Genomic DNA, 25,556 nt, shown 5'->3' on the forward strand with positions numbered 1-25,556 from the left:
AGGAAGCTGCCGTGCTTAAATAAGACAGTAAAAGCAGTTGACATTTTAAAGTGTCAACTGCTTTTTTGGTGCGCCCGGCATGGACGAATACTAGAACGAAAAGCTGGAGAGCCTTGGACTGACAAATATGTCCGAAACTCTCCAGCGAATCCAGAATGCTTAAGTTATTGAACCGCCGTATACGGAACCGTACGTACGGTGGTGTGACTACCCTCCTATACTCGATTATTTTTTGATATGCTAAGTACTAATAAATGAAACAAAAGAAATAGCTGAGTTTTAGTGAACTAAAACTCAGCAGGAAAAAGTCAGTAAGCGTCCTTTATCTAATAGTCATTATCTTTTAGAGATAGTTTCAGAAATCTTTTTGTGACAACGAGAAACGGCACGAGTGATTTGAATAATGTCTTTATCTAAATCTGCAGCAATTTCTTCAGGAGTTAAATGCTCAACGGCTAATAGATAAAGTATCTCAAATTCCAGTTGTGATAAACATTTAGACGCTTCCACTAATTGTTCTTGAGCAATTAAGATCGAAAGTGGATAGTCTTGCAAGCTGCTAAGGTTTGTCGATGAGCAATCGGTTGTTTCAAAAGTTTCTTCAAAAGACTCAGCGTATTTTTCTTTTTGTCTCTTAGCAGCATTTTCTTTTCGTAATAGACTGCAATAATGGTTTTGCAAACTTTTTTGAAAATATTTTCCAAATGAAACTGGAGATTGAAGATCATAAGCGAGCACAGCTTGATAACAAACTAAACGTGCTTCTTGCAGCAAATCTTCAATTGCAAAGAAACGAAAATGATAGCGAGCAATAGACCCACAAACGACTGGAGTATATTTATTGAATAAGGTTTTGAAAGCATGATTATCTTTATGCTCTTTAATCCTTTGAACTAACTGTTGATTCTCAAGATTTGATTTTAAAAACGTTACTTTTTCGTTCATTCGATTTCCACCCTTAACACATTATTTTTTTAACAAGTATAATGTATCAAATAATTCATTTACAAAAAGTTACCTATATTACAAAACTGAATAAATTAGGTAATTAATTTTGAAAAATTTAAAAAATAAATTTATGAGGTAACTGAATCTGGAAAATAATTAGTTAATAGTATAAATGGCTTTCTTTGTTGTAATTGGAAGGATATGAATTCAGAATGTATGATAAAAAATAATGAATTAATTAAAAAATAATAGTTATTGATGATACGTTAGTAATTCTAGTGAAAAGTTTTTAATTTATGAGGAGCTAATGTTAGGAGTAAATTTAAAACAAAAAAGACCGACTTATAAAAAAGTCGATCTTTCACAGTTGAGAGCCACTTACCGGATTTGAACCGGTGACCCCCACCTTACCATGGTGGTGCTCTACCTGCTGAGCTAAAGTGGCAACAAACATTACTTAAATAGTATATTACAGGATAGATTTAAAATCAACGGTAATTAAAAATAATTAATTTTGAGTAACGATTGTTTGCTGTTCAACAGATCAGCATAGTTTGCAGTAGATTAATTTCTTGGCTTTTACTTTAGTACTTGATTGGAAAGCAAGGTTTTTTTAAAAGTAGCCGAATTAACTTGTTCAATAAGTTTGGCTGGTGTATCAATGCTTAGTAATTTTAAGCTATGCATTGCTCGAGAGCAAGCCGTATAAAGAATACTTCTTCTGCTTTCTGGGTATTCACTCTCACTGACATTAAAAACGATTACAGCATCAAATTCTAGTCCTTTTGCTAAATAAACCGGCAAAATAATAATGCCGTCAGGTAACTTGTAATTATCACTTTTGAGGACGGTTGTTTTAAGTTGAGCTCGCAGCTGGGCCTGCAATTTTTCGGCAGCTTGAGCGGTCTGTGTAATGATAGCAATGGAAGTAAATTCAGTTTTCAATGACTGAATTTGTTTAAGCAAATCAGACTTCCAATTATCATGACTTGTAATGAGCCATTCAGGGCGTTCACCATGACGGCTGAATGGTTGAATGTTTTGACCGGCCGGTAGCATTTCACGAATGAATAAGGTTATCTCCTGACTTGAACGGTAGCTCTTGTTTAATTCAACTAACTGTGCTTTTTTAAAATGCAGATCTTTTTTTAATTCATGTAGTACCTTTTTAGCACTTTTAGCAGTAGTGTAAAGTGCCTGTTCACTGTCGCCTAATAAGGTAAAATGAGCACTTGGAAAGGCATGCTTTAAATAGAGTAGTTGAGCAGGAGTGTAATCTTGCATTTCATCAATAAAGAGCTGTTTAATTTGATGGTTCTGTCCAGAACCCGTTAAAGTATCTCGCAGCATCAACAACGGAGCACAGTCAGCTAAAGCTAGTCGATGGAATTCTAATTGTTGGTTAAAAGCATCTGCTGCCATTATATCTTGTTCAGCTAAAAAAAGACTGTACTGCTTATAGATGTCGATAAAGTAATCGTTATAAATAGCTTCGAATAAGGGCTGATAACTTTGAGTCACAATTTGTCGGCGTAAAGCCTGTTCAATTATTAGCGGATCATCACCCAATTGTGCTGTCATTGATCGGATTTGTTCATCACTTAGATCCTGCATTTTATCGGTTACCCAGTCTTTATTTACATTAGCTTGAATCTTTTGCCGTAGTAACCGACGTAATTTCTTTTTGGTTTCACTATAGCGTAAAGTTGCTGGCCATCCAGTTGGAGTTGCTTGATAAAGCTGGCGAATCTGTCTTTGTGAGATAATGGTTCGGCCAGCTAGGTCTAAAGGAACGAACTGTAATAAATCGGCAGGCAAATTTTTAGCGTAAGTAATGACTTGTCGAATGAAAGCGGCTGTTTGTTTAAAAGTATTTAATTTATCTAAAGTTGGATCAGATTTAACTAGTTGGTGTTCAAAACTAGTGAATAAGCTTTCAATTTTTAAGCCTTCAAAGCGTTTACCAAAGAATTCGGCTAAAGTAACTTGGCGTAGATTATTCTCTCCTAAGCTGGGAAGCACTTCAGAAATATAGTTACTGAATAAACGATTAGGTGAGAACAATACCATTTGCTCAGCCTTTAAGTTTTCACGGCTATGGTAGAGCAAAAAAGCAACCCGTTGCAAAGCTGCCGAAGTTTTGCCACTGCCGGCGACGCCTTGGACTAGCAGGAGATCATGTTGGGTGTCGCGAATAATGGCATTTTGTTCTTGTTGAATGGTGGCAACGATATTTTGCATATATTCAGAACTGTGTTCACTTAACATTGCTTGCAGCAGCTGATCACCGACCGTTTCATTTGTGTCAAACATTTGCTTAATTTGACCTTGTTTGATCCGAAACTGTCTTTTTTTCAGTAATTTGGCTGTTTGTTTTCCACCGGGAGTCTGGTAAGTTACTTGACCAAGAGTTCCATTGTAATAAATACTTGAAATTGGTGCACGCCAATCATAAATTAAAAAATTATTTTGTTCATCAGCAAATGAGGCATTACCGATATACAAAGTTTCCGGACCTGGTTCACCAGTTTCATGAATATCGATTCGTCCAAAATATGGCGACGAACTTAAGAACTTCAAGGTTTTGACTTGATGATCCAAAATATCTTCGGTTTGCAGATTCTTAGCAACCAATTGTTTTTGTTGTTGCACTTCAGCATTAGTTTCCATTTGATCATCAATTTCAAATGTGTTGATTTTAGCATTTTGCCCGTAATTGCGTTCAACTGCTGAACGTTCCATTTGAGCTTGGTTTAGTTCAGTCGTTTTATTCATTAATTTAGTTTTGATTTTTGCAACAACCTGATCAACTCGGTGTTGCTCAATTTTCTTTTCGTTTTCCATAGCTCCTCCTTGGGACTATTATCTTAACATATCAAGTTATCAGCAACAATTATAGCGCATAAAGTTGAATCCGCTTTGACTTTTAGTGAAATTTAGCGTTAAAATAAGAAAAAGTAATTAAGTAGTTGAAGCTGCTGACAGAGATGTACTTGATGCTGAAAGGTACAAGAGCTTAACGAAATGGGTATTACAAATGGATAATAAGTGGCAGATTGATTCTGCAAAATAGGTGGCACCGCGATAACTCGTCCTATTGCAATATTTTTGCAATAGGTTTTTTTATAGCTAGATTTTTTATAGGAGGAATGTTAATTATGAAGACAATTTTAACTGGGGATCGGCCAACTGGTAAGTTGCACATTGGGCATTATATCGGTTCATTAAAAAATCGCGTAAAAATGCAAAATAGTGGTAAGTATCGAACCTTTATCATGATTGCAGACCAGCAGGCACTGACTGACAATGCGCGTGATCCTGAAAAAATTCGCCGTTCACTGGTTGAAGTGACACTGGATTATTTAGCAGTGGGCATTGATCCAGCCAAATCAACAATTTTGGTACAGTCGCAAATTCCAGCTTTGACAGAATTAACAAGTTACTATTTAAATCTGGTAACTGTTTCTCGGATTGAACGGAATCCGACTGTTAAAGCAGAAATTCAGCAAAAACATTTTGAGAGATCGATCCCGGCAGGATTTTTCATTTATCCTGTTAGCCAAACAGCTGATATTACTGCTTTTAAAGCCGACCTGGTTCCAGTTGGCGACGATCAGGAACCAATGATTGAACAGGCCCGAGAAATCGTTCGCAGTTTCAATACAATTTATCAAAAAGATATTTTGGTTGAGCCACAAGGAGTTTTTCCACCAAAAGGTTTTGGTCGGCTTCCAGGATTAGATGGTAATGCCAAGATGAGTAAGTCTTTGGGAAATTGTATTTATTTGTCAGATGATGCAGATACCTTACGCCAAAAAATTATGTCAATGTATACTGACCCAGACCATATTCATGTTAGTGATCCTGGTAAAATTGACGGAAATATGGTCTTTACGTACCTCGATATTTTTGATTCAGATAAAGCAAAGGTTGCTGAATTAAAAGAGCAGTACCAAGCTGGTGGATTAGGTGATGTTAAAATCAAACGGTATTTAAATGAGGTTTTGGAGGCTGAATTGCGGCCAATTCGCGAACGGCGGCAAGAATTTGCTAAAGATATTCCAGCAGTATATGATATTTTGAAAAAAGGTAGCGAAAAGGCCAATGAAGTAGCTGAGCAAACACTTAAGGAAGTTCGAGCAGCAATTGGAGTTAATTATTTTGACTAAGGTCAATGTAACCCTTGCAAGCGGGAGTGATCAAAATGGATAACTTGGTAGTTTTGGATTTTGGATCTAATTCGGTTCGATTTTCAATTAATCAAATAACTGGGAAAAATACATTTAAAGAAATACTTCGTCGCAAAGCAACAACTCGTTTGGCAGAAGGAATGGGGCTGACTGCTGGGGAGAAACGTTTGACACCAGCAGCAATCAAGCGAACTTTAGCCGCAGTTGCCGATTTTAAAAAAATATACCAGCAATATTCTAATTATCAAGTTGTTGGGATTGCCACCGCGGCCGTTAGAGAAGCAGTTAATCGTAAAAGTTTGATTGATCAAGTGTATCAACAAACGGGCTGTCGGCTGCAAGTTTTAAGTGCGCACGAAGAAACCTATTTTGATTATTTAGCAGTTATGAATTCTTTGTTACTTAAGGATTGTCTAATCTTTGATATTGGAGGGGGCAGTTGCGAATTAGCTTTAGTTAAATCCGGTAAATTTCAAACCGGAGTTAGTCTGCCCTTTGGAGCTGTTAGTTTAGGTGAAAAATTTACGGCGGCTAATTTGACAGCTGCTAAATTATTTGCACTCCAAACTTTCTTACGTAAACAGTTTAGCGCATTATTTTGGCTGCAGCAGGCGAGTGATTTGCCATTAGTTTTATTGGGTGGCTGTAATCGCTCAGTGGCTCGGATAAAACGAACTGAGTTAAAACTACAGCCAATTGACTCCTTTCATGGATTTAAAATGACAACTAAAGATTTTACAGAAATCTATCAACGGCTGCTGGGTTTAGATAATCAGCAGCGCAAACAGGTTCCAGGAATGGAAGCCATGCGTTCGGATATTATTCTGGCAGGAATGACACCAGTAATTTTATTGCTACAGCAATTGCATTGTTCGCAAGTAGTTTTTTCGGAAAGTGGTGCGCGTGAAGGCTTTATTTATCAGCAGTTGTCACAATAAGTTGCAAACTAATATTTTTAATTATAAAATTGCTTGAATAGTATTATTTGATAGCTCGCAAGGGCTATTTTTTTACGTTAGTATTAATTATGATTTTTACGACATTTCTAGATAATTCGATTTGGTAATAAAAAAAGCAAAATCAAATTAATGATTTTGCTTTTTTGTTAATTTATTATTTTAATTTAGTTCATATGAACTGCGAATGAAGGCTGGAAGTACTGGAAGCTCTTAACAGCAACAGATTCGCCAGGTTGCGGAGCAGCAATGTAGCTTGAACCGCCCACATAAATTCCAACATGCCATGCAGAACCTTGGCCACCCCAGAATAATAAATCGCCAGGTTTAGCTGATGAAACAGATACCGATGAACCAATAGTTGACTGAGCTTGAGAAGTTCTTGGTAAATTAACACCGAAATGAGCAAAGACATACTGAACAAAGCCAGAGCAATCAAAACCATTAGGGCTGGTTCCACCAATTACATATGGAACACCAACAAATTGTTCAGCATAACTAATTACTGAAGAAGTTGATACACTGGTTGCTGCAACAGCTGTATGACTGCTTTGTGTTGTAGCTTGTGGTGTACTACTGCTTGTAGCAGTTTGGGTGGTGTTAGTAGTGTTACTACTTGTAGCCGGAGCCGAACTGCTTGCACTAGTGCTTGTTGTAGCCTGAGTACTTGTAGCTTGGGAACTACTTGCAACAGCTGAACTACTTGAGCTAGCTGTGGTTGTTGAACTACTTGAACTTGCAGCAGCTGGAGTATTGGTTGTAGTACTTGCAGTAGCGGCCGTTGTATTTGTATTGGCAGCAGTTTGGGTATTAGCAGCTGGAGTTTGAGCTGGTGTCTTAGTTGGGTCATTAACTGTTAATGTTTGACCAGGTACTAAAACACTGCCTAATTTATTAGCAGATCTTAATGAATCTACTGAAACACCATATTCCTGCGCAATTGTATATAATGAATCGCCAGATTTAACAGTGTATGTAACGTGGTTAGCAGAAACAGTAACTTGTGGTGTAGTAGTAGCAGCTTTTGCTGGAGCTGGTGTTGCAGCTGGAGCGGTACCACTAACCTTCAAAGACTGTCCTGGTGTAATCAAAGTATTACCGTTTAAGCCGTTCAACTTTTGCAATTCAGCAACAGTAGTACCGTATTTTTGAGCAATTGCCCACAAAGAATCGCCACTCTTAACAGTTACAGAAGAAGTATTGGTTGCTGAAGTTTTAGTAGCTTTAGCAGCTGGTGCATTCTTTTCAGGAATTGTTAATGATTGATTTTGTAAAATCAAATGACTATTTTGGTTAATATGATTTAATGATTCAATTGAATTAATTGAAACGTTATATTTTTTTGCAAGTCCCCATACAGTATCATTTTTAGCTACTTTAACAGTAGTTGATGCGCTCGCGTTTGCTGTAGAAGCGAGGAATAAACCTGCAGCACCAACAGTGCCCGCGATAATTGTCTTAGTTGTTTTTTTCAAATTGAATTCACTCCTACTTAGAATTTTTATAGTCTTTCAACTATATAATTATTTAATCAGTTGTATATAGTCTACCCGATTAATATTGCAAAAGAGTAGAAAAAACATTACAAATTCTAGATAAATGTAATAAAACTACTAATTATCCCTTTAAATCAAGAAAAAATATTTTTTTTTTTTTTTAACTCACGAAGCAATAATTTTTTATGTGCAGAAATCCTTATATATCCGCATTTCTAAAATAATAAAATAACCAAATAAAAACTGAATCAGGTTTAAAAGTTACATTCATGTTACAAAAAGTTTAAACTTATTAAGAACAATCAGCAAAAACGATAATTTAGAAAAGTTATAAAGTCCTGATTTATAATGAAATTTATTACGGAAGTATTAAGTTAATAAATCATTTACTGGATTTTTGCTTTTACTGATGAATAATTTTAGTTAATAAAATAAAAAGTAGTACTTTTTGCCGAGCCATATTAGAATGGAACTTGACATTGTTAAAATTATGAGCTAGATTTTGAACATTGGTGATCGCGTTATATTAAGCTTAAATTAGAGTTTAATGAGCAAAGAACTGATAAATTTTTTTAAGAAAGAAGTGGGAAGCTTTGCCGCAAGTGTATAATTTTGCAGCTGGACCGGCAGTTTTGCCGGCGGAAGTTATTAAACAAGTTCAGCAGGAATTAACATCGTATCAGAAAAGTGGAATGAGTATTTTGGAGATCAGTCATCGCTCCTCACTATTTACTGATCTTCAAGCAGCAGCGGAAAATGATTTACGTCGTTTGATGCGGATTCCGACTGATTATGATGTGCTTTTTCTTCAGGGTGGTGCGACTTTACAATTTACAATGACGGCTCTGAATTTGGCCAAAAAAAGCGGTAAAATAGCTTTTGTAGATACCGGTCATTGGTCACAGCGGGCGATTCAAGAAGCAAAGTTGCTTCCAAAAGTAGTTCCAGAGATCATTGCTTCTGGTAAAGAAAACCATTTTACGGCAATTCCTAAGGTACCTAAAATTACTGCTGATTATGATTATGTGCATTTAACAGTTAATAACACGATCGAAGGAACGATGTATCATCAACTGCCGGCAGCTTTAAACAACCAGACCATTGTAGCTGATATGTCTTCGATTATTTTAGGCTATGATTATCAAGTTACAGATTTTGATTTGATTTATGCTGGCGCGCAAAAAAATATTGGACCAGCCGGATTAACAGTGGTGATTTTAAAACATGCTCTTTTGTCAGGAATTCCAACTTTACCAGCAATGCTCAGCTATCCAAAACAGGTAAAGAAACACTCGGCATTGAACACGCCACCAGTCTTTGCGATTTATACTGCCGGTCTGGTATTCAAGTGGTTATTAAAACAAGGTGGAGTATCAGCAATGCAGCAGCAAAATGAGATAAAAGCACAGCTACTGTACAATGAAATTGCAAATTCATCATTATATCGTTCCCCAGTTGCAGTAGCTGATCGTTCATTGACTAATATCCCATTTGTAACGGGTTCAGATCAGTTGGATGCTGAGTTTGTGGCTGATGCCCAAGCGGCTGGCCTGATGAATTTAAAGGGACATCGTCTAGTTGGCGGAATGCGAGCCAGCTTATACAATGCAATGCCATTGGCAGGAGTTAAACGATTAGTTGAATTTATGCAGCAATTTGAAATGAATCATGGGGGCAGTCGCAAATGAAGCAAGATATTAAAACGTATAATGTAATCGCTAAAGAAGGTCTGGAAATTTTTCCACCTGAAAAATATACGATTAATCAAAGCGAACGTCCGGCGGCTTTATTGATTCGTAGCCAAGATATGCATAAAACTTATTTTGGCCCCAATGTCTTGGCTATTGCACGGGCCGGCGCTGGTGTAAATAATATTCCATTGGTGCAGGCATCTGCTAATGGAACGGTGGTTTTCAATACTCCGGGTTCAAATGCGAATGCTGTTAAAGAATTGATTGTTGCAATGCTGATTCTGGCTAATCGCCCAGTAGTCAGCTCAATTGCATGGGCAAAAAAAGTTGTCGGCGCCGATGTCAGCTTGCAAACTGAGAAGGGTAAAAATCATTTTGCCGGGACAGAACTTGCGGGTAAAACATTAGGAGTAATTGGATTAGGGTCGGTTGGCTCTAAAGTAGCCCAAGCAGCTGTTGGCCTAGGGATGAGGGTCGTCGGCTATGATCCATATATCAGTGTTGAGCATGCTTGGCAGCTATCTAATGAAATTCCACGCGCCGATGGGTTAAGTGACCTGTTGCCGCAATGTGATTATTTGACGATTCATATTCCATATACTGAAAAAAATAAAAATCTAATAACGACCCAGCAGCTTGATTTGATGAAGCCCAATGCAGTTTTGCTGAACTATTCTCGCTGGGGAATTGTTAACGAAAAAGCTGTGGTAGCAGCTTTGGATAATGGCAAACTGCAAAAATATATGACTGATTTCAGCTCAAATACAATTATTGGACATCCAAAAATTGTGATCACGCCGCATATCGGAGGAACTACAGTTGAAGCTGAAGTCAACGGGGCTAAAATGGCGGCACAAACTTTGCGGAAGTATTTAGAAACCGGGAATATTGTCAATTCCGTCAACTTTCCAACGATTGAAATGCCCTTTGAAGCACCAACCAGACTAACTTTGATCCACCAAAATGTGCCTAACATGGTTGGTCGAATTACAACTATCTTGGCTGATGAACAGATTAATATTGATAATATGATTAATCGCAGTCGAGAAAAGATAGCTTATACAGTCATTGATACCGGAACAATTGCGGAACCTTTACTGAAAAAAATGAAAGACCGGTTATTACAGATTCCAGAAGTAATTCGCGTGCGGGTATTAAAGAAATAGTTTATGTTATAATTAAGTTCCTTGGCAGGGGCGTAATCAGGCAATTGCGGAATTTAGCGATAAGTTATCGTAAATTTCCAATAACTTGATGTGCTTAAAAGGTAAAAATTATCGTAGTTGGCATTCTAAGACGATTACAATCATTTTAATGGTGAATAATGCGTTTTGAGTGTAAGAAAACGGTTTTTGTAACCTTATTCAGCAATAAACAGGGCTGGGCAGAATTAATATTTTGTCACAGGTCTGTTTTTTTGTCTAAAATGAAGCAGATTTGTTTGCAAAAGAGAAAGTTTATTTTAAATTAAAATTATATTAAACTTGGAATAGCTATTTATGGGATATATTTTTTAAAGTGGGCAAAAAATTGCCTAAAAAAGCGAATTCTTCTCTTTTTTTTATTAGAAGATTAATTTATATTTTAGATGAAGGGTACTTATATTAGCTTGGGAGAAATTATTATGAAAACAGGAGAACTTATTAGAAAAATTAGATTAGAAAAAGGAATTAAAGCTAACTATGTTTATAATGACTTAATGTCAAGATCGTCAAGTTACAAATATGAACATGGTCAAGATGAAACAACAGCAATCAATTTAGTTTCGATTGTTGAAAGATTGAACTTGGATTTTCCAGAATTTTGTAATTTATTCGAACGGGAGACCAATAATCATAAGCGGCTTGAAACGTACCGGAAAAATTTATTTGCCAATTTTAGGCAGGCAAAATTAAAAGATATAAAACTCGTGAAAGATCAATTAGAAAAATTCTACAAGCGTGATCCTTTACTGAGCGTTAAGCATTTAATATTAATAGCTGACGCGATGTATAAAAAATTAGAAAAGATAAAATTGACAAAGGAAAAAGAGATAATACTTAAATACCTGAAAAAAAATAATAATTGGGGTTTTTATGAATATCAATTGTTAAGTGATTCGTTATTTATGCTGGATGCTGCTTCTTTAAAAAATTTATTTTCAACCAATGATAAATGGAGAGAATTTTATAAAGACGAAAATAATTTAGAATTGCAAGTCTTTAAAATTCAGGTACTATTCAAAATAGTGATCTTTTTTATGATTTCTAAGTTTTCAGAAGCGGAGTTCTTTTTAAAAATACTAAATGATTTGCCGATCTCTGAAAATGATGTTCAAGCAAAATGCTATCAACAATTTGCTAATGGATTAAGAAAAATTCAAGAGGAAAATTTTGAAGAAGGAGTTAAAGTTATTTCAGATGTTTTAACATATTGCCAAGTGTTAAATTTGGATAATTTATTTGCCGAGTTTGCAACTATTTTAAAAAAGAATTTTAATTATGATTGTTTTCAGAGTGGTAAAGTGTAACTAAGCGATCAAAGACAACTAAATTGTTGAATAAGCCGGATAGTTTGGACAATCCAAGCTACCGGTTTTTTTGTATGTAAATTATTGTGCTAACTCATTTATTTCAGCTGAAAAAGATATCGAATCGATCTAATGACTGGTTTAATATCAGTGGAAAATATTTAACTCTTTTCTTGAAAGCCATTAATAATATTTGCAAAGTTCAGTTTTATTTGTTGTAAATAGGCTTACATTTTATAAATTTGAATAATTATTTACAAACAAATCTCATTTATGAAAATAAGTAAAAAATGATTCTTATAGTTCATAAGATAGTATAATTAAAACGGTATAATTTAACTCAATTATTCAGTGAAAAATAATACTTAACTGTTTTTTCAAGGGGGAAAAGTTGTTGGCTGAAAATGAGGCACTAAACTTGCTATGTAATATAGCTTCGATCGACGTGTACGAATTTCGAAATAAAAAAATTAGCTTACTTTCTAATAATCCTATTTTTGATATGCGAGAATTGGTCAAAGATGCGCTTAAACTGGGGGTTCCAGAAAAGCTGAATATTTTTAATATTCATAATTTTTATGCGGTAATAGTTCCAGTCACTGATCAAAATCAATTAATAATTGTTCCACACGCCAATGCAGCGAATATCTCGCATACTTATCAGCAAATAACAACCTTTATTAACAATATGAAAAGTTTAAGTCAGTTGGTATTTCTCTTAATTACCGGGAAAACCGCTCCAAATTGGAAAGTCCACGTAAAGCAAATTGAAACGATCCCGCCCCAAAGTAATTTTGAGGGTTCAATCAGCCTGCAAAAGAGAATTGATAATGAAGAAATGCTATTTAAGGCTATTCAGGATCTCGATTATGAAAAATTCAAACAACTGCTTAACGCGCCAACGGTTACCGGATATCTTGGAAAAGTTTTTGAGAAAAATGGTCATGGGAAAAAAGACGTCATTATTCGCTTTACTACGCTACTAATCAATAGTCTAATTAAAACTAAGCAAGCACCAGTTGCCGCTATTTTTAAACTTGAAGATGATATTCTAGGTAAAGTAGCATTTAAAAAAGATCCACCGCCAATTGCAATTTGGAAGAAACAAATTGCAACACAATGTTTTTTTGAATTTAAACAGCTGATTCAAGAAAATAGTCTTTCCCCAGCCCAAAAATGTGCCATTTATATTAAAAATAATATTACGCGAAAACTAAATCTATCAATTATTGCAGCTGCACTTAATCATTCCAGTAGTTCCTTAAGCCGGCAATTTAAACAGGAGTATCAAATAACTGTAAGTGCCTATATAAATCAGCAAAAAATTCAAGCGGCTCAGTATATGTTAAGAAACACCTCAATAACTGTTTCTGAAATAGCCTATACTTTGGCGTTTAACAATCCGAATTACTTTATGAAATTGTTCAAAAAAATAGTGGGAGTTACCGCTAAAGAATATCGAAAAAACTATGCTTGCAAAGTTACGGCTGCCGATCGATCACATACAGAGCATTAAAATTTAAATTCGCTTTAAGCAGCAACTCGTCGGTAGATCGCAGAGATTAAATAAAAGCAGGTTTCAATTGTGGCAATGAAAAAGGTTACTGGCAAATTCGTTAAATAACCCAAGTATAAGCCACCCCAAGTGCCAATTAGAGCTAGGACAACGCTGACCAGCATCAGACTGCTGACTGAGCGGCAAAATGGTTGCGCGCTGGCACTGGGCAAAGTTAATAGCACAAAAATCAATAAAGCACCGACAATTTGAGCGGCTACACTGACGCTTAAAGCAACCATTACCAAAAAAATTAAAGTGATCCAATGGCTGGAAACATGTTCGATCTCTGCTCCAGTAGCATCAAATGAATCAAACTTTAAGCGGCGATAAATCAAAGCCAGCGCTAGTAATACGATCAAAGATACGATTACGATCTGTGTGACATTTCCTTGATTGATGCCAACAATACTTCCGAATAAGATACTGGTAGCATAAGATGAATTTTGACTGGATAACGATAAAAATAAAACGCCTAAGCCCATAAAAAAAGCAGAAACAGCACTGATAACTGCATCACTAGTGTCATTATGATTATCACCCAGTCCCAGCCGGTCAGCTGCCAAAGCACTTAAAATGGTAAAAATCATCATTCCTTGCAATGGTGACAGCCCGACCCAAACTCCAAATGAAGCACCAGAAAAACCGATTTCTGATAGTGTGTGTGTCATAAACGGCAACCGGCGCGCAGCTACAAAGACACCCATTGCACCACAAAGAATGGCTACTACTGTTCCGGCTTCAAAGGCATAGCGCATAAAATTTAAAGCAAACATTATTTTCCTCCTAAATCAGCTGTTGTACCGGTTTTATACTGGCCATTATCAAATTCTAAGTAGTGTTTACCATACTTGCTTACCAGTACCCAATCGTGTGAGATAAAAATGATAGTGGTTCCGGCGGTTTCATTCAATCGCTTAACAGTTTCCAGTACTTCATACTTAGCTGTTTTATCTAAACTGGCTGTCGGTTCATCAAGAATTAATAATTCCGGTTGTTTCAGGATAGCCTGCGCTAAGTAAGCTCGTTGTTTCTCACCGCCAGAGGCTTTACCCAAGACCTGCTGTTGTTTAGCAGTTAAGCCGGTCAGTTCCAAGGCTTGAGCAACTTGGCTTTTTTCTTGTTTGGACAGCCATGGCTTGAATGAATTACTTAATTTTAGTGCAACAAAATTTTGGATTGAAAGCGGGTAGTTAGCGTCAATATTGCGAAATTGCGGAACATAGCCAATGTTGGCCGCGTTATGTAATTCAGCAGCTAATTCAATTTTACCGTCAGTCGGCATTTCTTTACCTAATAATAGCTTGATGAAGGTTGTTTTGCCTGTCCCATTAGCTCCCAACAGGCAAAAAAAATCACCGCGAGGAATAATCAGGTTTAAGTCAGTGAATAGCTGTTTACTGCCAAAAGCCATTGATAAATGTGAGCAAGTGATTAACGAAGTGGATAATTCAGTCATGAAATCCTCCTGCAAATAATAATTGTTACCGTTTAATTATAGCAGTTTCGATTGCTATGTAAAGAGTAACCATTACTTTATACATGTATAGAAATAATTCTTAACTTTTTCCTTGCCATTCAGCCTTAAATTCAGTTAAAAAGGCCAGCATAAATTGCTGTCGTTGTTCGGCTAATTGTTTACCGCTGACAGTATTCATTAAATCCTTTAGTTTCAATAATTTCTCATAGAAATGATTAATGATTGTTTCATTATTAAGATTGCGATACTCCGTTTTCGATAAGCTTTTACGCGGCTTAATTTGCGGATCGTAAATGGTTTCTTGATGAGCACCGCCATAGTAAATGGCTCGGGCGATACCAATTGCGCCAATTGCATCAAGTCGGTCAGCATCTTGGACAATTTGCCCAGCCAAAGAAAGTTGTGGTGGATTTTTTTCTAAGCTTTTGCTGAAAGAAAGATTGTGGGTAATAGCAACTACAGCGGCAATTTGAGTCGTTGAGAACTCAATGGATTCTAAAAAAAGTCGTAATTCAGCTTCACTTTTTTGTGGGTCAGCGACTAATTTATCATCGGCAATGTCATGCAAATAGGCTGCGCTAATGACGATCAATCGGTCAGTTGTTTGCGATTCATGTGCAGCTAAGTATTGGGCAGTTGCTACTACCCGTTGAATGTGGTCAAATCCATGACCGGTTTTATCGTTTTTCATTTTTTTACAGGTATAACGCCGAACGGCTGCCAGCTGTTGTTCAATGTTCATACAGAGTCCTTCTTTTAGATAGTTTTAGTTTAGTATAGCAAATTTGCTTCAATGGAAAAGTAAAATGAAGGGATAGTTTAAAACGCTGCAGCTGCCTTGATAAATTAGGAATATTTAACTTAATAAGAATTGCATTAAAATACAATTGAGCAGATTGTTTCTAAATTTATAATTAGTATGCTAAAATTCATTTAGGGAGAATTGCATTTAAGCGTCGGTTGGATTGATTTGAGTCGTTGCTTAGTGTATTTTTTTCTACCCAATTTTATTAATCAATGAAGGGAGGGAGCAGTCTAATTGAAAAGACTGCCTGCAAATGAAATTATTAATTGTCTTAGAAAACGTTGTAATGGATGGAGTTAAGCGTGCTGCTACAGTTTTAGGCAACAACTTGAGCCATCAAATGGAGGTTGTCTTTTATTCGTTAGAAGACGTGCAGCCATACTATACTCTAGAAGCGCCATTGGTTGCGGCTAAAAGACCGGCACCAGGAAATGTATTGAATTACTATGGAGCCGATCCTTATGAAAAGTACGCTGATCAAATTGATGATCTTTGTGAGTATTTGGCCGTTGAAAAATATACGAGTGTTATTTTACCAGCTGGTTTGTTGACTAGTTTTGCACCAATAATTAAAGATAGGCTCCCTAATATCCGAGTGATCGCTTGGATGCATAATAATTTTCAGACTTACATGGAGCAGTATTATAAATTAATGCAGACCGAATTTAAAGCAGGTTTAGCCGCAGCAGATACAGTGGTTGTGTTGACCGATTCAGATTTACAGCATTATCAGCAATTCAATCCTAATACAGTAAAAATTTACAATCCGCTGACCTTAACTTCTAATCGGCGAGCTGATTTAAATAGTCATTTGATTGCTTTTACTGGTCGAATTGCAATTCAACATAAGGGAATTGATTATTTACTGGAAGCTGCTCAGTATTTACCAGCAGATTGGAAAATTGCGATTGCTGGTAGTGGGATGCCAGCAGATATGGCGATTTTTAAACAGCTGATTGCTAAATTCGACGTGGCTGACAAGATTATTTATCGTGGCGCTCTTAAAGATCAGCAATTACAGCGGCATTATGAAACAGCATCAATTTTTGTTTCAACCTCGCGTTGGGAAGGGATGCCATTGGTAATGGGTGAGGCAATGGCATTTGGATTGCCAATAATAGCAATGGAAAATACTGGCTCAGCAGAATATTTACAGCAAAACAGTTATGGCATCATGACTAAAGCCCAAGATGTAAAAGATTTTGTCCGTGTTCTCCGTCGGTTTACCAGCAGTCGTTTCTTACGTCGCTACTATGCTGAACGTTCTTTAGAAAGAATCAGTCATTTTACACCGGAAACGATTACTGCCCAGTGGATGCCGTTGATCAAAGAAACGAATCAGGAATTAGTTTAAAAATAATTTACCTAATTAATAAAGAGGATAGTCAATTGAATAAGAATAATTTTTATTAAAAGAACTGTAGTTAAGCAAGCTGCAGTTCTTTTATTTTGGCTTAAATTGGCATAACAAAGGGAATTGTTTTTCCGGCTGTGTAAAATGATTTTTTTTAATAGCCAAATCGGTTAGAATGTAATCTACCGGACGAAAATCGCCGGCAATAATTCTGAGGAGTGAAGTACTAATGGCAACAACTTTTATTCGACCAGCAACTCTAACCGATCTACCAGCAATGATGGAAATTATTGAAGAAGCGCGACAGCTTTTAGCGGCGGACAATATCCCTCAATGGCAGGATGGATATCCAAATGAAACATCCATAGAACAAGATATTGAAAATGAAATTGCTTATGTATTAATAAATGATCGACAAATTGCCGGGGTTGCGGCTTTACAAACCTGGCCGGATCCTGATTATAATCAGATTTACTCTGGAACTTGGCGGCAGCCGGATGATCGGCATTATGCAACAATTCATCGAATTGCCGTTGCTCAGCGTTTTCGTGGCCAGAATTTGGCCCAAATGTTTTTAAGTAATTTAATATCGCGGTCATTACAATTGGGCTTTGACCAAGTTCGAATTGATACACATCCGACTAATCAGCGGATGCGGCATTTGATTACAAAATTTGGCTTTGATTTAGCTGGCGAGATTCGTCTTGAAGAACGATCAGTACCGGAACGATTGGCGTATCAATTGTTTTTAACTGGCCAAGTTCAAAAAAATGCTTAAAATCCAAACTGATTATTGGTAAGTAAGGGCTAAAAAGGAGTAAACTTAATCCAGAATTAGATCTTGGTCGAGGGGGACTAACTATGAAAAAAAATAATTTTGACGTTAAAGATGCAATTATTGCCGGTAGTATTGCTGGAGTCGTTTCGGGTTTTGTTAAACTAGGCTGGGAAAATTTATTCCCTCCACGGACACCGGAACGGGATGCAACTAATCCACCGCAGCAATTTTTGCAGCAGCTGGGGGTCCCAAGTAAGTTTACTCATGCAACCTATACTTATTCTGGACATAAATTACCTTGGGTCAGTTTTTTGTTGCATTTTGGTTTTTCAACAAGTTTTGGAGCCTTTTACACTGTTGCCGGTCATTATTTGCCATTGCTTAAGTTAGGGCAAGGGACTTTCTTTGGTGCCGGTGTTTGGGCAGCAGCACATCTGATTGCTTTACCAGAATTTGGAACGGTTCCCGCAGCCAAAGATCAACCATTAGAAGAACATTTATCAGAACTTTTTGGGCATGTTTCATGGATGTGGGTCACTCATGTAGTCGCAGAAGAATTGTTGGCTGAAAATAATCAGCGGCAAAAATAAGCAAGTAGATCAGGGAAAGGAAATGCCATATGAAAGATGAGTCAAAATGGCAAACGCGCTGGCCGGAAAGAATCAGCTACGGTTTGAGTGATGCGGCTGATAATCTGGTTTTTCAGATGATGACGACGTATTTGTTATTTTTCTATACTGACGTTTATGGCTTAGGTGCTGGGGCCGCGGCGATTTTATTCATTGTCGCTCGTGTAGCAGATGTTGTTGAAAGTTTGATTATTGGTCTGATGATTGACCGAACCCATTCAAAGTATGGTAAAAGCCGACCGTTTTTCCTATGGTATGCTTTACCGTATGCAATTTTTGCCATTTTAACCTTTGTTACCCCTGATTTTTCAGCAACAGGAAAATTAATCTGGGCTTATATAACTTATTTAGGTTTGGGATTTTTGTACACTGCAGTTAATTCACCAATTACTTCGATTTTGCCAACGATGACGCGAAACTCACGTGAATTGACTTTGTTAGGGGTTATTCGTCAATTCTGTGGCAGTTCGGTTCAAATTATAGTGGCAGTTTTCACATTACCGTTAGTAGCTCTTTTTGGCGGTGGCAATCAGCGTCAGGGATTCTTTTGGACGATTGTAGTATTCAGTATTATTTCACTAATTTTGATCTTAAATACTTTTGTTCATGTACGTGAACGTTTTACGGATCATGAAATTGCCCATCAGCCGTTACGTAAAGTAGTGAAAATGCTGCGACAAAATCGACCTTGGATCGTAATTTCGATTGTTATATTTTTGTTTTGGCTGGTAACAGCAATTAAGAATCAAACTACTATTTACTATTTCAAATATACACTGCACGCGTCGGGTTTGGTGCCCTTAGCTAATAGCTTTACACTGAGTTCCTTATTGGGAGTATTGTTGATTATGCGGCTGACTCATCATCTAAGCAAAAAGCAAACGATGCAATTGGGAATTATAGTAGAGTTAGTGGGACAATTATTATTAAGTGGTGGTGTTTACCTAAACTTATTACCGTTGTTGTTTGCCGGAATTTTGGTTAACTCAGTAGGTAATGGAATCGTTGTTGGATTGGTTTCGATTATGATTGCTGATACCGTGCGTTATGGGATGACTATGGGAATCCAAGCTGAGGGAGTATTAGCTTCAACAGATGATTTCGGTGTCAATATGGGCTTGGGTTTAGGCGGTTTAATCACGGCTGGTTTATTCGATTTAGCCGGTTATGTGCCAAATCATGCTCAAAATGCTGCGACATTGGGAATGATCAATTTAAACTATGTTTGGCTGCCGCTGGTAATATATTTGTTAATGTTGGCAACGCTTCACTTTTATAATGAAGAAAAGATGCTGTTAGAAATTAATGGATAAGGCGTTTTCTTTGACAATCCTTTCATTTAGTGTTACTTTTATAATCACATTGAAAGGGTTTAGGAGGAATAGCTGATGAAATATGGAGTCACTGCAGCAACAGGAAAATTTGGCAAAACGGCGGTTGAAACTTTACTTGAGCAAGTAGCACCAACGGATATTGTCGCAATTGTACGTAATCCGAAAAAAGCAAAGCAAGTTCTACCAGCAGGAATTGAGATCCGCCAGGGAGATTATACTGAGTTAGAACAGCTGGAACAGGCTTTTAGCGGCATTGATCGCTTGTTATTTATTTCCTCACTTCCTAGCGGGGGATATCCGCGCGATAAACAGCATTTGAATGTAGTAGCTGCTGCTAAGAAAGCTAAGATTACTTATATTGCATATACAAGTTTTCCGCATGCTGATCAAGCGACTAGTGTATTGTCAGCTGATCATCGAACAACGGAAAAAGCACTTCAAGAAAGTGGTTTACAGTATTCCTTTTTACGGAATAATTGGTATCTGGAAAACCAAGCCGATTTAATCCATACAGCGCAGGCTGGAAAACCAGTTTATTTCTCAGCTGGAGATGGTCAAGTTGGCTGGGCACCGGAAAAATATTATGCTCAAGCAGCTGCTAAAGTTTTACAAATATCACAGCCGAAAAGAATCTATGAATTTGCCGGTAAACCACATACTTTCAGTGAATTAGCTCAAATTGCCGCTGAAACAAAGGGAAAGCAGGCTGAAATTCATCAAGTAAACGATGATCAATATCGTGAAATATTAAATCAGGCTGGTTTACAAGCAGCCGCTGGAGCAATTATTATGATTCAGCAATTGATTCGTCAGGGTGAATTAACAGAAGATACTAGTGATCTAACTGATGTTTTGGGTCAATCGTTGCCGGAACTGAATGAAGCAATTAAAGAAATTTAAAATTTATGATTAAAAAAGCTGATGAGTTTTAAACTCATCGGCTTTTTTTGACGAAATTATTTGCTGTAATTAATTCTTTGAATAATAATTTCAACACGCCGGTTTTGTGCTTGACCAGCTGGAGTCGAATTTGAAGCGCGGGGCTTATTTTCGGCATAAGCCTGAATTGAAACATTGCTTTCATTTAAAGTTTGATTGTTAACATAGTACTGCATAACGTTAATAGCACGAGCTGAACTCAATTCCCAGTTAGAATGATAAGGCCCATTATTAGTTTTGTATGGCATATTGTCTGTATAACCAGCAATGACGACCGGGTTTTGACTCAAAATTTTTAAAGAAGGTGCTAAAATATTAAGCGCTTTTTGAGCTTGATCATTTAAATCAGCATTTCCAGACGCAAATAAGATATTGCTTTTTAAGTTGATATGAATACCATCTGATTGCAGGCTGACCGTAATATTCTTAGCCAAATTGGGATCTTTATCAATGCTTTGTTGCAATTGGTCACTAACGTTTTGCAATTGTTCTGCTTCTAGTTGATCTTTTTTTACCAATGATGGATTTTTTGCTGCTTCAGAACCTTTTAAGATGCTCTTATCAGAATCTGCTCCAGATTGGGCACTAAGCATATTTTTTCCGGTTTGATAAGTATTGGAATGGTTAGACAAAATTGTACCAAACTCGGTTCGAAACTCTTCAAATTTATGCTGATCAATTTTAGCCATCGCAAATAGAATAATGAATAGAGCCAGTAATAAAGTCATTATGTCTGAGTATGGTAATAACCATCCTTCTGACGCACCTTCATCGCTTTTTTTCTTTTTTCTCAATTATTTTCCACGCTCCTCCTTGTCTTGATCCTGATCTTGTGATCTCAGACTTGGGGCGATTAGACTATTTAATTTTTGCTCAATGCTGCGTGGAGCTTGCCCGGCTTGAATTGCCAAGACACCTTCTAAAACTAGATTTAAGGATTGAACTTCTTGATCGGACTTAACTGTTAAACGAGATCCAATTGGCGTCAAAATAACATAACCAAAAAAAATTCCGAACATCGTAGCAACAAAGGCAGAAGAAATCATTTCACCTAATTTGCCGACATTTTGCAAATTACCCAATGCTCCGATTAAACCGATAACAGCTCCCAAAACTCCTAAGGTTGGTGCAGTTGAACCGGCTGTTTTGAAAATCCCCGCTCCAACACGATGACGTTCCTCAATTCCGTCAATTTCATTTTCCATAATTTCACGAACTTCATCTGGGTCAATACCATCAACAACCATTTCCAAACCTTTTTTCATGAAGGGATCTTCCAGTTTTTGTACGGGATCTTCTAGTGCTAAAAGGCCATCTTTGCGTGCCTTATTAGCTAATTCAACCAGCTGTCTGATCGTTTCGGCATAATTATACTCTTTATTGGCGAACAACACTTTCAACATTTTGGGGATCCGTTTGATTTCTTGCATTGGATATGAGTTGAGTGTTGCAGCAATTAAACCAACAAAAATAATTAAGCCGGCTTCAGGACTAATTAGAACCGAAATACTGGCACCTTTTAACAACATACCAGCTAAAACAGCGATTGTTCCGATAATTATTCCCGCTAGTAAAAATAAATCCATATTTAATAGCCTCCTACAATTGGCGTAGTTTTGGATATTCCATTTGTACATATCGGTACGGATCAGGGATTAATTAAGAACTAAGCTGATTTTTTTTAATTTATAAGAAAAAAATAATTTTTTTTGCGAAGATATAAGGCTGTGCTGACGACCTGATTTGGAAAATATAATAACCATTAGTTTAAAAAATAGCTTATATTTGCCAAAAATTGTATCTGAAAATCTTAAATGAAGGAATTATTTAAAATAATAAACGTCAATAACTAATTAATGGTAATTTTATAATTCATAACATGATAATTTATAATAATTTAACCAACATCAAATAATAATAGCGCAATATTTTACTTTTATTTATATAAAGCGTAAAAATATTGACCATAAAAGTCCCGGTAAATAAACTTAATTTCTAATCGTATTTAGAAAAATAGAATGTTATAATAAATCCCAGAAAAGATTTAATTTTATATCTCCTTAATTTTTAGAAGATAATTTACTAAAGGGGGCTTGTAATTTGGATACTTATAATTTAATGAAAGAAGCAATGGGTGTTTCAGCAACTCGCGCTAAAGTAATTTCCAGCAACATTGCAAATGTTAATACTGCAAATTACAAAGCTAAACGTGTGGTCTTTGAAAATCAACTTGCAGACGCCAAACAAAATTTAAATTTGGCAACGACGAATAAACGACATATTTCATCTGGCAGCACGGATGATTCTTATATAACAACAAATAATGACACTAGTGTTACCAGAAATGGTAATAATGTCGATTTGGATGTTGAAATGGCTGACCAGGCAACCAATAGCCTATATTACAATTCGCTTGTGTCCCAATTAAATGGGCGGCTGCAGACGATGGGATATGTTGTTGAGCATTGATAGGATTTTTTAAGGAGGGCTCAAGGTGAGTATTTTTGATGGTTTGGCAATCAATACTAGTGGTTTAGCACTTGAACGATTGAAACTCGATACGATTTCTACCAATATTGCGAATGTTAATACCAATACAACAGCAGATGGTGGGCCATACAGGTCTAAGTCTGTTTTATTTTCTGAAAATGTAAAAAATGCCGGTAAGGATGATTCGTCAATTGCAAATGGTGGTCAGATGAGTTATGGGGTAAAAGTTAATGGCATCCAACAAGATGATTCGGTGAAGCGGACATATGATCCGACAAATCCGCAAGCTGATCAAAATGGGTATGTAGAAACTTCAAATGTGAATTTAGCTGATCAGATGGTTGACATGATTCAGGCAATGAGAACTTATGAAGCCAATGAAACGGCTGCTGAATCAAACAAAGATATGTTGAAAAAAGCGTTAGAAATTAGTAAGGGATAAGGTGGCTCATAATGATAACAAGTAATGTCGGAGCAGTAAGTTTGCAAAATTATCAGAAGTCATTAGCAAAGATAACGGGATTTGATCAAACAAGTAAAACAAATAAGAATGCTGCAACCTTTAGTAATTATTTAGATAAAGCAGTTTCAAACGTCAATCAAAAAATGGTCTCAATGGATAATGCTACTAATAATATGATCAATGGCAACACAAGTGATCTGGGAAATGTCATGGTCAAGATGACCGAAGCACAATTATCAATGGAGACAGCCGTCCAAGTTAGAAATAAACTACTGGATGCATATAACGATGTTAAAAACATGCAATTCTAAGGTGAGTAGCTAGAGGGAGTTTGAACAACTGTGGGAAAAGTGGCTACGTTTTTTTCAGGTTTAAAAGAAAAATGGCAAAATCAAAGTCGAATTAAAAAAATTATTTGGATCTTAGCAACTCTAAGTATCCTTTTTGTTTCAGGAACGGTTTATTATTTGAACACGCGAGTGCAATATGATGTTCTTTTTACCGGGTTGAGTGAAGGCGATGCCGGGACGATTGCAGATGAACTGAAACAGGAAAATGTTCCTTATAAGCTGGCTGACAATGGACAGACGATCATGGTTGATAAAACTCAGGTCGATCAAGTCAGAATTCAATTAGCAGAAGATAATAAACTGCCTAATAGTTCACAGGGGTTTGAATTATTTGATAATTCCAATGTGATGACGACAGATGCCGATCGACGGATTATGTATCAGCGAGCTTTAACTGGAGAACTGGAAAAATCAATTGATTCACTTAACGAAGTCCAGACTTCAAAAGTTATCTTAGTGACGCCTAAACAAAGTGTCTTTGCAGATAGTGATGATGGAGATAGCTCTAAGCCAGCCAAAGCTTCAATTGTATTAACGTTGAAAAGTGGCGGAATTTCGAATCAAGCAGTTCAAGGAATTGTCGCGTTAACAGCTGGAGCGGTTGAAAATCTGGATCAGCAGCATATCAAGGTTGTTGATAGTCAAGGAAACGTTCTTTTTAATGGTAAAAAAGGTTCAAGCAATTTAGTTAGTGCGAATGATAAGTATCTGACGATCAAGCAAAACTATGAAAAGAGTTTGCAAAAAAAGATTCATAATTTGTTGGATCCAATTTATGGCAAGAAAAATGTTCAAGTAGCGATCAACTTAGACATGAATTTTGATGCAGTTAAAAATAAAACTGTTACGTACAATAATCCGCAAATCAGAAGTGAAAAAACTGATAGTGAAACTAATGGTAATAACACGCAGAATACCCAAACCGGTGAAGCTAATAATAACGCAACTAACCAGACCGGCAATAATAATGGTGCCAGCCAGTCATCCAGTCGAACAGTCAATAATGAATTAAATACTTCGACAACAGATACGATTAGGGCACCAGGATCAATTAACCGAATGACGACATCAGTGATTATTGCTAATGGTATTTCAAGAGCTGATCGGCGGCGAATTAGAAGACTGGTTTCATCTGCAATTGGTTATAACCAAGGACGTGGTGACAGCCTGCAGGTTCAGGGAGTCAACTTTGCTAAAAATAATAAAACTCCACGTCCTAAAGCGAAGAAAGCCAAAAAGAGCAGCAATTGGAATATCTGGGCCTATGTTGGTTTAGGTGTGGCAGCCTTGATCTTAATCGGAACAATTGTATTCTTGATTATTCGTTTCCGGCGGCGGCGCTTGGAAGAAGAATATGAAGATTACGAAGATGAGGCAGCACCAGCAGCTGATGTCACAGCTAACAATACCACTAAGCTACCAGAAGATCAGGAACCGAAAAGAGAAGAAAAACCGGTAGTTAAGCCGGCTAAACCATCTAAGGAACAGCAGCTTAATAAACAGACTCGTGATTACGCGAAAGACAATCCAGAAGAGGTCGCTGATTTATTAAAGGCATGGATGAAGGAAGACAATAAGGGGTAAAGATT

At 36.7% G+C, this 25,556-nt stretch carries 23 protein-coding genes and 1 tRNA gene; 15 read left to right on the forward strand and 9 right to left on the reverse strand.

Translation table 11 applies throughout. The features are described 5' to 3' along the window. Positions 1-336: 336 nt before the first annotated feature. The 3 genes from FC89_RS05520 to helD form a co-directional block, all read right to left on the reverse strand. Positions 337-945: an RNA polymerase sigma factor gene (locus FC89_RS05520; protein WP_057871558.1), complete on the reverse strand. Its 609-nt coding sequence runs from the start codon at positions 943-945 to the stop codon at positions 337-339. 375 nt (positions 946-1,320) lie between these two features. Then, positions 1,321-1,393 (reverse strand) — tRNA-Thr (locus FC89_RS05525). 134 nt (positions 1,394-1,527) lie between these two features. Continuing rightward, positions 1,528-3,792: an RNA polymerase recycling motor HelD gene (helD, locus tag FC89_RS05530; protein WP_057871559.1), complete on the reverse strand. Its 2,265-nt coding sequence runs from the start codon at positions 3,790-3,792 to the stop codon at positions 1,528-1,530. Between the two features lie 305 nt (positions 3,793-4,097). Here helD and trpS point away from each other — a divergent pair, with 305 nt between their 5' ends. Next, a complete protein-coding gene (trpS, locus tag FC89_RS05535) occupies positions 4,098-5,117 on the forward strand; it encodes a tryptophan--tRNA ligase (RefSeq protein ID WP_057871560.1) in 1,020 nt (339 codons plus the stop codon). A gap of 35 nt (positions 5,118-5,152) precedes the next feature. Beyond that, a complete protein-coding gene (locus FC89_RS05540; RefSeq protein ID WP_057871561.1) occupies positions 5,153-6,076 on the forward strand; it encodes a Ppx/GppA phosphatase family protein in 924 nt (307 codons plus the stop codon). Between the two features lie 185 nt (positions 6,077-6,261). On the opposite strand, the gene FC89_RS05545 is transcribed toward FC89_RS05540, so the two are convergent. After that, a complete protein-coding gene (locus FC89_RS05545) occupies positions 6,262-7,569 on the reverse strand; it encodes a C40 family peptidase (protein ID WP_057871562.1) in 1,308 nt (435 codons plus the stop codon). Between the two features lie 614 nt (positions 7,570-8,183). Between FC89_RS05545 and serC the strand changes: the two genes are divergently transcribed. The 4 genes from serC to FC89_RS05565 all read left to right on the forward strand — a co-directional run bounded on the left by serC (position 8,184) and on the right by FC89_RS05565 (position 13,306). Continuing rightward, positions 8,184-9,278 (forward strand): 3-phosphoserine/phosphohydroxythreonine transaminase, encoded by a 1,095-nt coding sequence (gene serC / locus FC89_RS05550; RefSeq protein WP_057871563.1) that lies wholly within the window; start codon positions 8,184-8,186, stop codon positions 9,276-9,278. Next, positions 9,275-10,447 carry a phosphoglycerate dehydrogenase gene (locus tag FC89_RS05555; RefSeq protein ID WP_057871564.1) on the forward strand — a complete coding sequence of 391 codons (1,173 nt, stop codon included), beginning with the start codon at positions 9,275-9,277 and terminating at the stop codon, positions 10,445-10,447. Before serC ends, FC89_RS05555 begins: the two co-directional genes overlap by 4 nt. 458 nt (positions 10,448-10,905) lie before the next feature. Beyond that, positions 10,906-11,790 (forward strand): Rgg/GadR/MutR family transcriptional regulator, encoded by an 885-nt coding sequence (locus tag FC89_RS05560; RefSeq protein WP_057871565.1) that lies wholly within the window; start codon positions 10,906-10,908, stop codon positions 11,788-11,790. 394 nt (positions 11,791-12,184) lie between these two features. After that, positions 12,185-13,306 (forward strand): helix-turn-helix domain-containing protein, encoded by a 1,122-nt coding sequence (locus tag FC89_RS05565; protein ID WP_057871566.1) that lies wholly within the window; start codon positions 12,185-12,187, stop codon positions 13,304-13,306. Between the two features lie 14 nt (positions 13,307-13,320). Here FC89_RS05565 and FC89_RS05570 read toward each other — a convergent pair whose 3' ends face one another. From FC89_RS05570 to FC89_RS05580, 3 genes are all read right to left on the reverse strand, one after another. Continuing rightward, positions 13,321-14,121: a metal ABC transporter permease gene (locus FC89_RS05570; RefSeq protein ID WP_057871567.1), complete on the reverse strand. Its 801-nt coding sequence runs from the start codon at positions 14,119-14,121 to the stop codon at positions 13,321-13,323. Beyond that, positions 14,121-14,804 (reverse strand): metal ABC transporter ATP-binding protein, encoded by a 684-nt coding sequence (locus FC89_RS05575; protein WP_057871568.1) that lies wholly within the window; start codon positions 14,802-14,804, stop codon positions 14,121-14,123. The genes FC89_RS05570 and FC89_RS05575 overlap by 1 nt, the downstream gene beginning before the upstream one ends. Before the next feature lie 100 nt (positions 14,805-14,904). Next, on the reverse strand, positions 14,905-15,567 hold the full coding sequence (locus tag FC89_RS05580; protein ID WP_057871569.1) for an HD domain-containing protein: 663 nt from the start codon (positions 15,565-15,567) through the stop codon (positions 14,905-14,907). Positions 15,568-15,883: 316 nt separating this feature from the next. Between FC89_RS05580 and FC89_RS05585 the strand changes: the two genes are divergently transcribed. The 5 genes from FC89_RS05585 to FC89_RS05605 all read left to right on the forward strand — a co-directional run bounded on the left by FC89_RS05585 (position 15,884) and on the right by FC89_RS05605 (position 20,625). Continuing rightward, positions 15,884-16,984, forward strand: coding sequence for a glycosyltransferase (locus tag FC89_RS05585; protein ID WP_057871570.1), 1,101 nt, complete (start codon positions 15,884-15,886; stop codon positions 16,982-16,984). 229 nt (positions 16,985-17,213) lie between these two features. Next, positions 17,214-17,762, forward strand: a complete 549-nt coding sequence (locus FC89_RS05590; RefSeq protein ID WP_057871571.1) for a GNAT family N-acetyltransferase — start codon at positions 17,214-17,216, stop codon at positions 17,760-17,762. A gap of 83 nt (positions 17,763-17,845) precedes the next feature. After that, complete coding sequence (locus FC89_RS05595; protein WP_057871572.1) at positions 17,846-18,352, forward strand: YagU family protein; 507 nt, start codon at positions 17,846-17,848, stop codon at positions 18,350-18,352. Between the two features lie 29 nt (positions 18,353-18,381). Beyond that, positions 18,382-19,704, forward strand: coding sequence for an MFS transporter (locus tag FC89_RS05600; RefSeq protein ID WP_057871573.1), 1,323 nt, complete (start codon positions 18,382-18,384; stop codon positions 19,702-19,704). A 75-nt stretch (positions 19,705-19,779) separates the two neighbouring features. Further along, on the forward strand, positions 19,780-20,625 hold the full coding sequence (locus FC89_RS05605) for an NAD(P)H-binding protein (RefSeq protein WP_057871574.1): 846 nt from the start codon (positions 19,780-19,782) through the stop codon (positions 20,623-20,625). Between the two features lie 56 nt (positions 20,626-20,681). On the opposite strand, the gene FC89_RS05610 is transcribed toward FC89_RS05605, so the two are convergent. Continuing rightward, a complete protein-coding gene (locus FC89_RS05610; protein WP_057871575.1) occupies positions 20,682-21,458 on the reverse strand; it encodes an OmpA/MotB family protein in 777 nt (258 codons plus the stop codon). Next, on the reverse strand, positions 21,459-22,250 hold the full coding sequence (motA, locus tag FC89_RS05615) for a flagellar motor stator protein MotA (RefSeq protein ID WP_057871576.1): 792 nt from the start codon (positions 22,248-22,250) through the stop codon (positions 21,459-21,461). It abuts the gene before it with no gap. A gap of 514 nt (positions 22,251-22,764) precedes the next feature. On the opposite strand from motA, the gene flgB reads away from it, so the two are divergent. From flgB to fliF, 4 genes are read left to right on the forward strand one after another with little or no spacing between them, the layout of a single operon-like run. After that, positions 22,765-23,133: a flagellar basal body rod protein FlgB gene (gene flgB / locus FC89_RS05620; protein ID WP_057871577.1), complete on the forward strand. Its 369-nt coding sequence runs from the start codon at positions 22,765-22,767 to the stop codon at positions 23,131-23,133. Positions 23,134-23,158: 25 nt separating this feature from the next. Beyond that, positions 23,159-23,596, forward strand: a complete 438-nt coding sequence (flgC, locus tag FC89_RS05625) for a flagellar basal body rod protein FlgC (protein ID WP_057871578.1) — start codon at positions 23,159-23,161, stop codon at positions 23,594-23,596. An 11-nt stretch (positions 23,597-23,607) separates the two neighbouring features. Next, positions 23,608-23,928: a flagellar hook-basal body complex protein FliE gene (gene fliE / locus FC89_RS05630; protein WP_057871579.1), complete on the forward strand. Its 321-nt coding sequence runs from the start codon at positions 23,608-23,610 to the stop codon at positions 23,926-23,928. A gap of 30 nt (positions 23,929-23,958) precedes the next feature. Beyond that, positions 23,959-25,551, forward strand: coding sequence for a flagellar basal-body MS-ring/collar protein FliF (gene fliF, locus FC89_RS05635; RefSeq protein WP_057871580.1), 1,593 nt, complete (start codon positions 23,959-23,961; stop codon positions 25,549-25,551). Positions 25,552-25,556: the final 5 nt, after the last annotated feature.

Origin of the sequence: Liquorilactobacillus ghanensis DSM 18630, from assembly GCF_001435235.1 — a bacterium.
Lineage (GTDB): Bacteria > Bacillota > Bacilli > Lactobacillales > Lactobacillaceae > Liquorilactobacillus > Liquorilactobacillus ghanensis.

Bases quoted from the DNA above. Each gene is read 5' to 3' on its own strand.
- FC89_RS05600 (WP_057871573.1), top strand. From the start codon at position 18,382: ATGAAAGATGAGTCAAAATGGCAAACGCGCTGGCCGGAAAGAATCAGC.
- FC89_RS05605 (WP_057871574.1), top strand. From the start codon at position 19,780: ATGAAATATGGAGTCACTGCAGCAACAGGAAAATTTGGCAAAACGGCG.
- FC89_RS05520 (WP_057871558.1), bottom strand. From the start codon at position 945: ATGAACGAAAAAGTAACGTTTTTAAAATCAAATCTTGAGAATCAACAG.
- fliE (WP_057871579.1), top strand. From the start codon at position 23,608: ATGATAACAAGTAATGTCGGAGCAGTAAGTTTGCAAAATTATCAGAAG.
- FC89_RS05540 (WP_057871561.1), top strand. From the start codon at position 5,153: ATGGATAACTTGGTAGTTTTGGATTTTGGATCTAATTCGGTTCGATTT.
- helD (WP_057871559.1), bottom strand. From the start codon at position 3,792: ATGGAAAACGAAAAGAAAATTGAGCAACACCGAGTTGATCAGGTTGTT.
- motA (WP_057871576.1), bottom strand. From the start codon at position 22,250: ATGGATTTATTTTTACTAGCGGGAATAATTATCGGAACAATCGCTGTT.
- FC89_RS05595 (WP_057871572.1), top strand. From the start codon at position 17,846: ATGAAAAAAAATAATTTTGACGTTAAAGATGCAATTATTGCCGGTAGT.
- FC89_RS05575 (WP_057871568.1), bottom strand. From the start codon at position 14,804: ATGACTGAATTATCCACTTCGTTAATCACTTGCTCACATTTATCAATG.
- FC89_RS05570 (WP_057871567.1), bottom strand. From the start codon at position 14,121: ATGTTTGCTTTAAATTTTATGCGCTATGCCTTTGAAGCCGGAACAGTA.
- trpS (WP_057871560.1), top strand. From the start codon at position 4,098: ATGTTAATTATGAAGACAATTTTAACTGGGGATCGGCCAACTGGTAAG.
- FC89_RS05585 (WP_057871570.1), top strand. From the start codon at position 15,884: ATGAAATTATTAATTGTCTTAGAAAACGTTGTAATGGATGGAGTTAAG.
- FC89_RS05560 (WP_057871565.1), top strand. From the start codon at position 10,906: ATGAAAACAGGAGAACTTATTAGAAAAATTAGATTAGAAAAAGGAATT.
- FC89_RS05580 (WP_057871569.1), bottom strand. From the start codon at position 15,567: ATGAACATTGAACAACAGCTGGCAGCCGTTCGGCGTTATACCTGTAAA.
- FC89_RS05590 (WP_057871571.1), top strand. From the start codon at position 17,214: ATGGCAACAACTTTTATTCGACCAGCAACTCTAACCGATCTACCAGCA.
- FC89_RS05555 (WP_057871564.1), top strand. From the start codon at position 9,275: ATGAAGCAAGATATTAAAACGTATAATGTAATCGCTAAAGAAGGTCTG.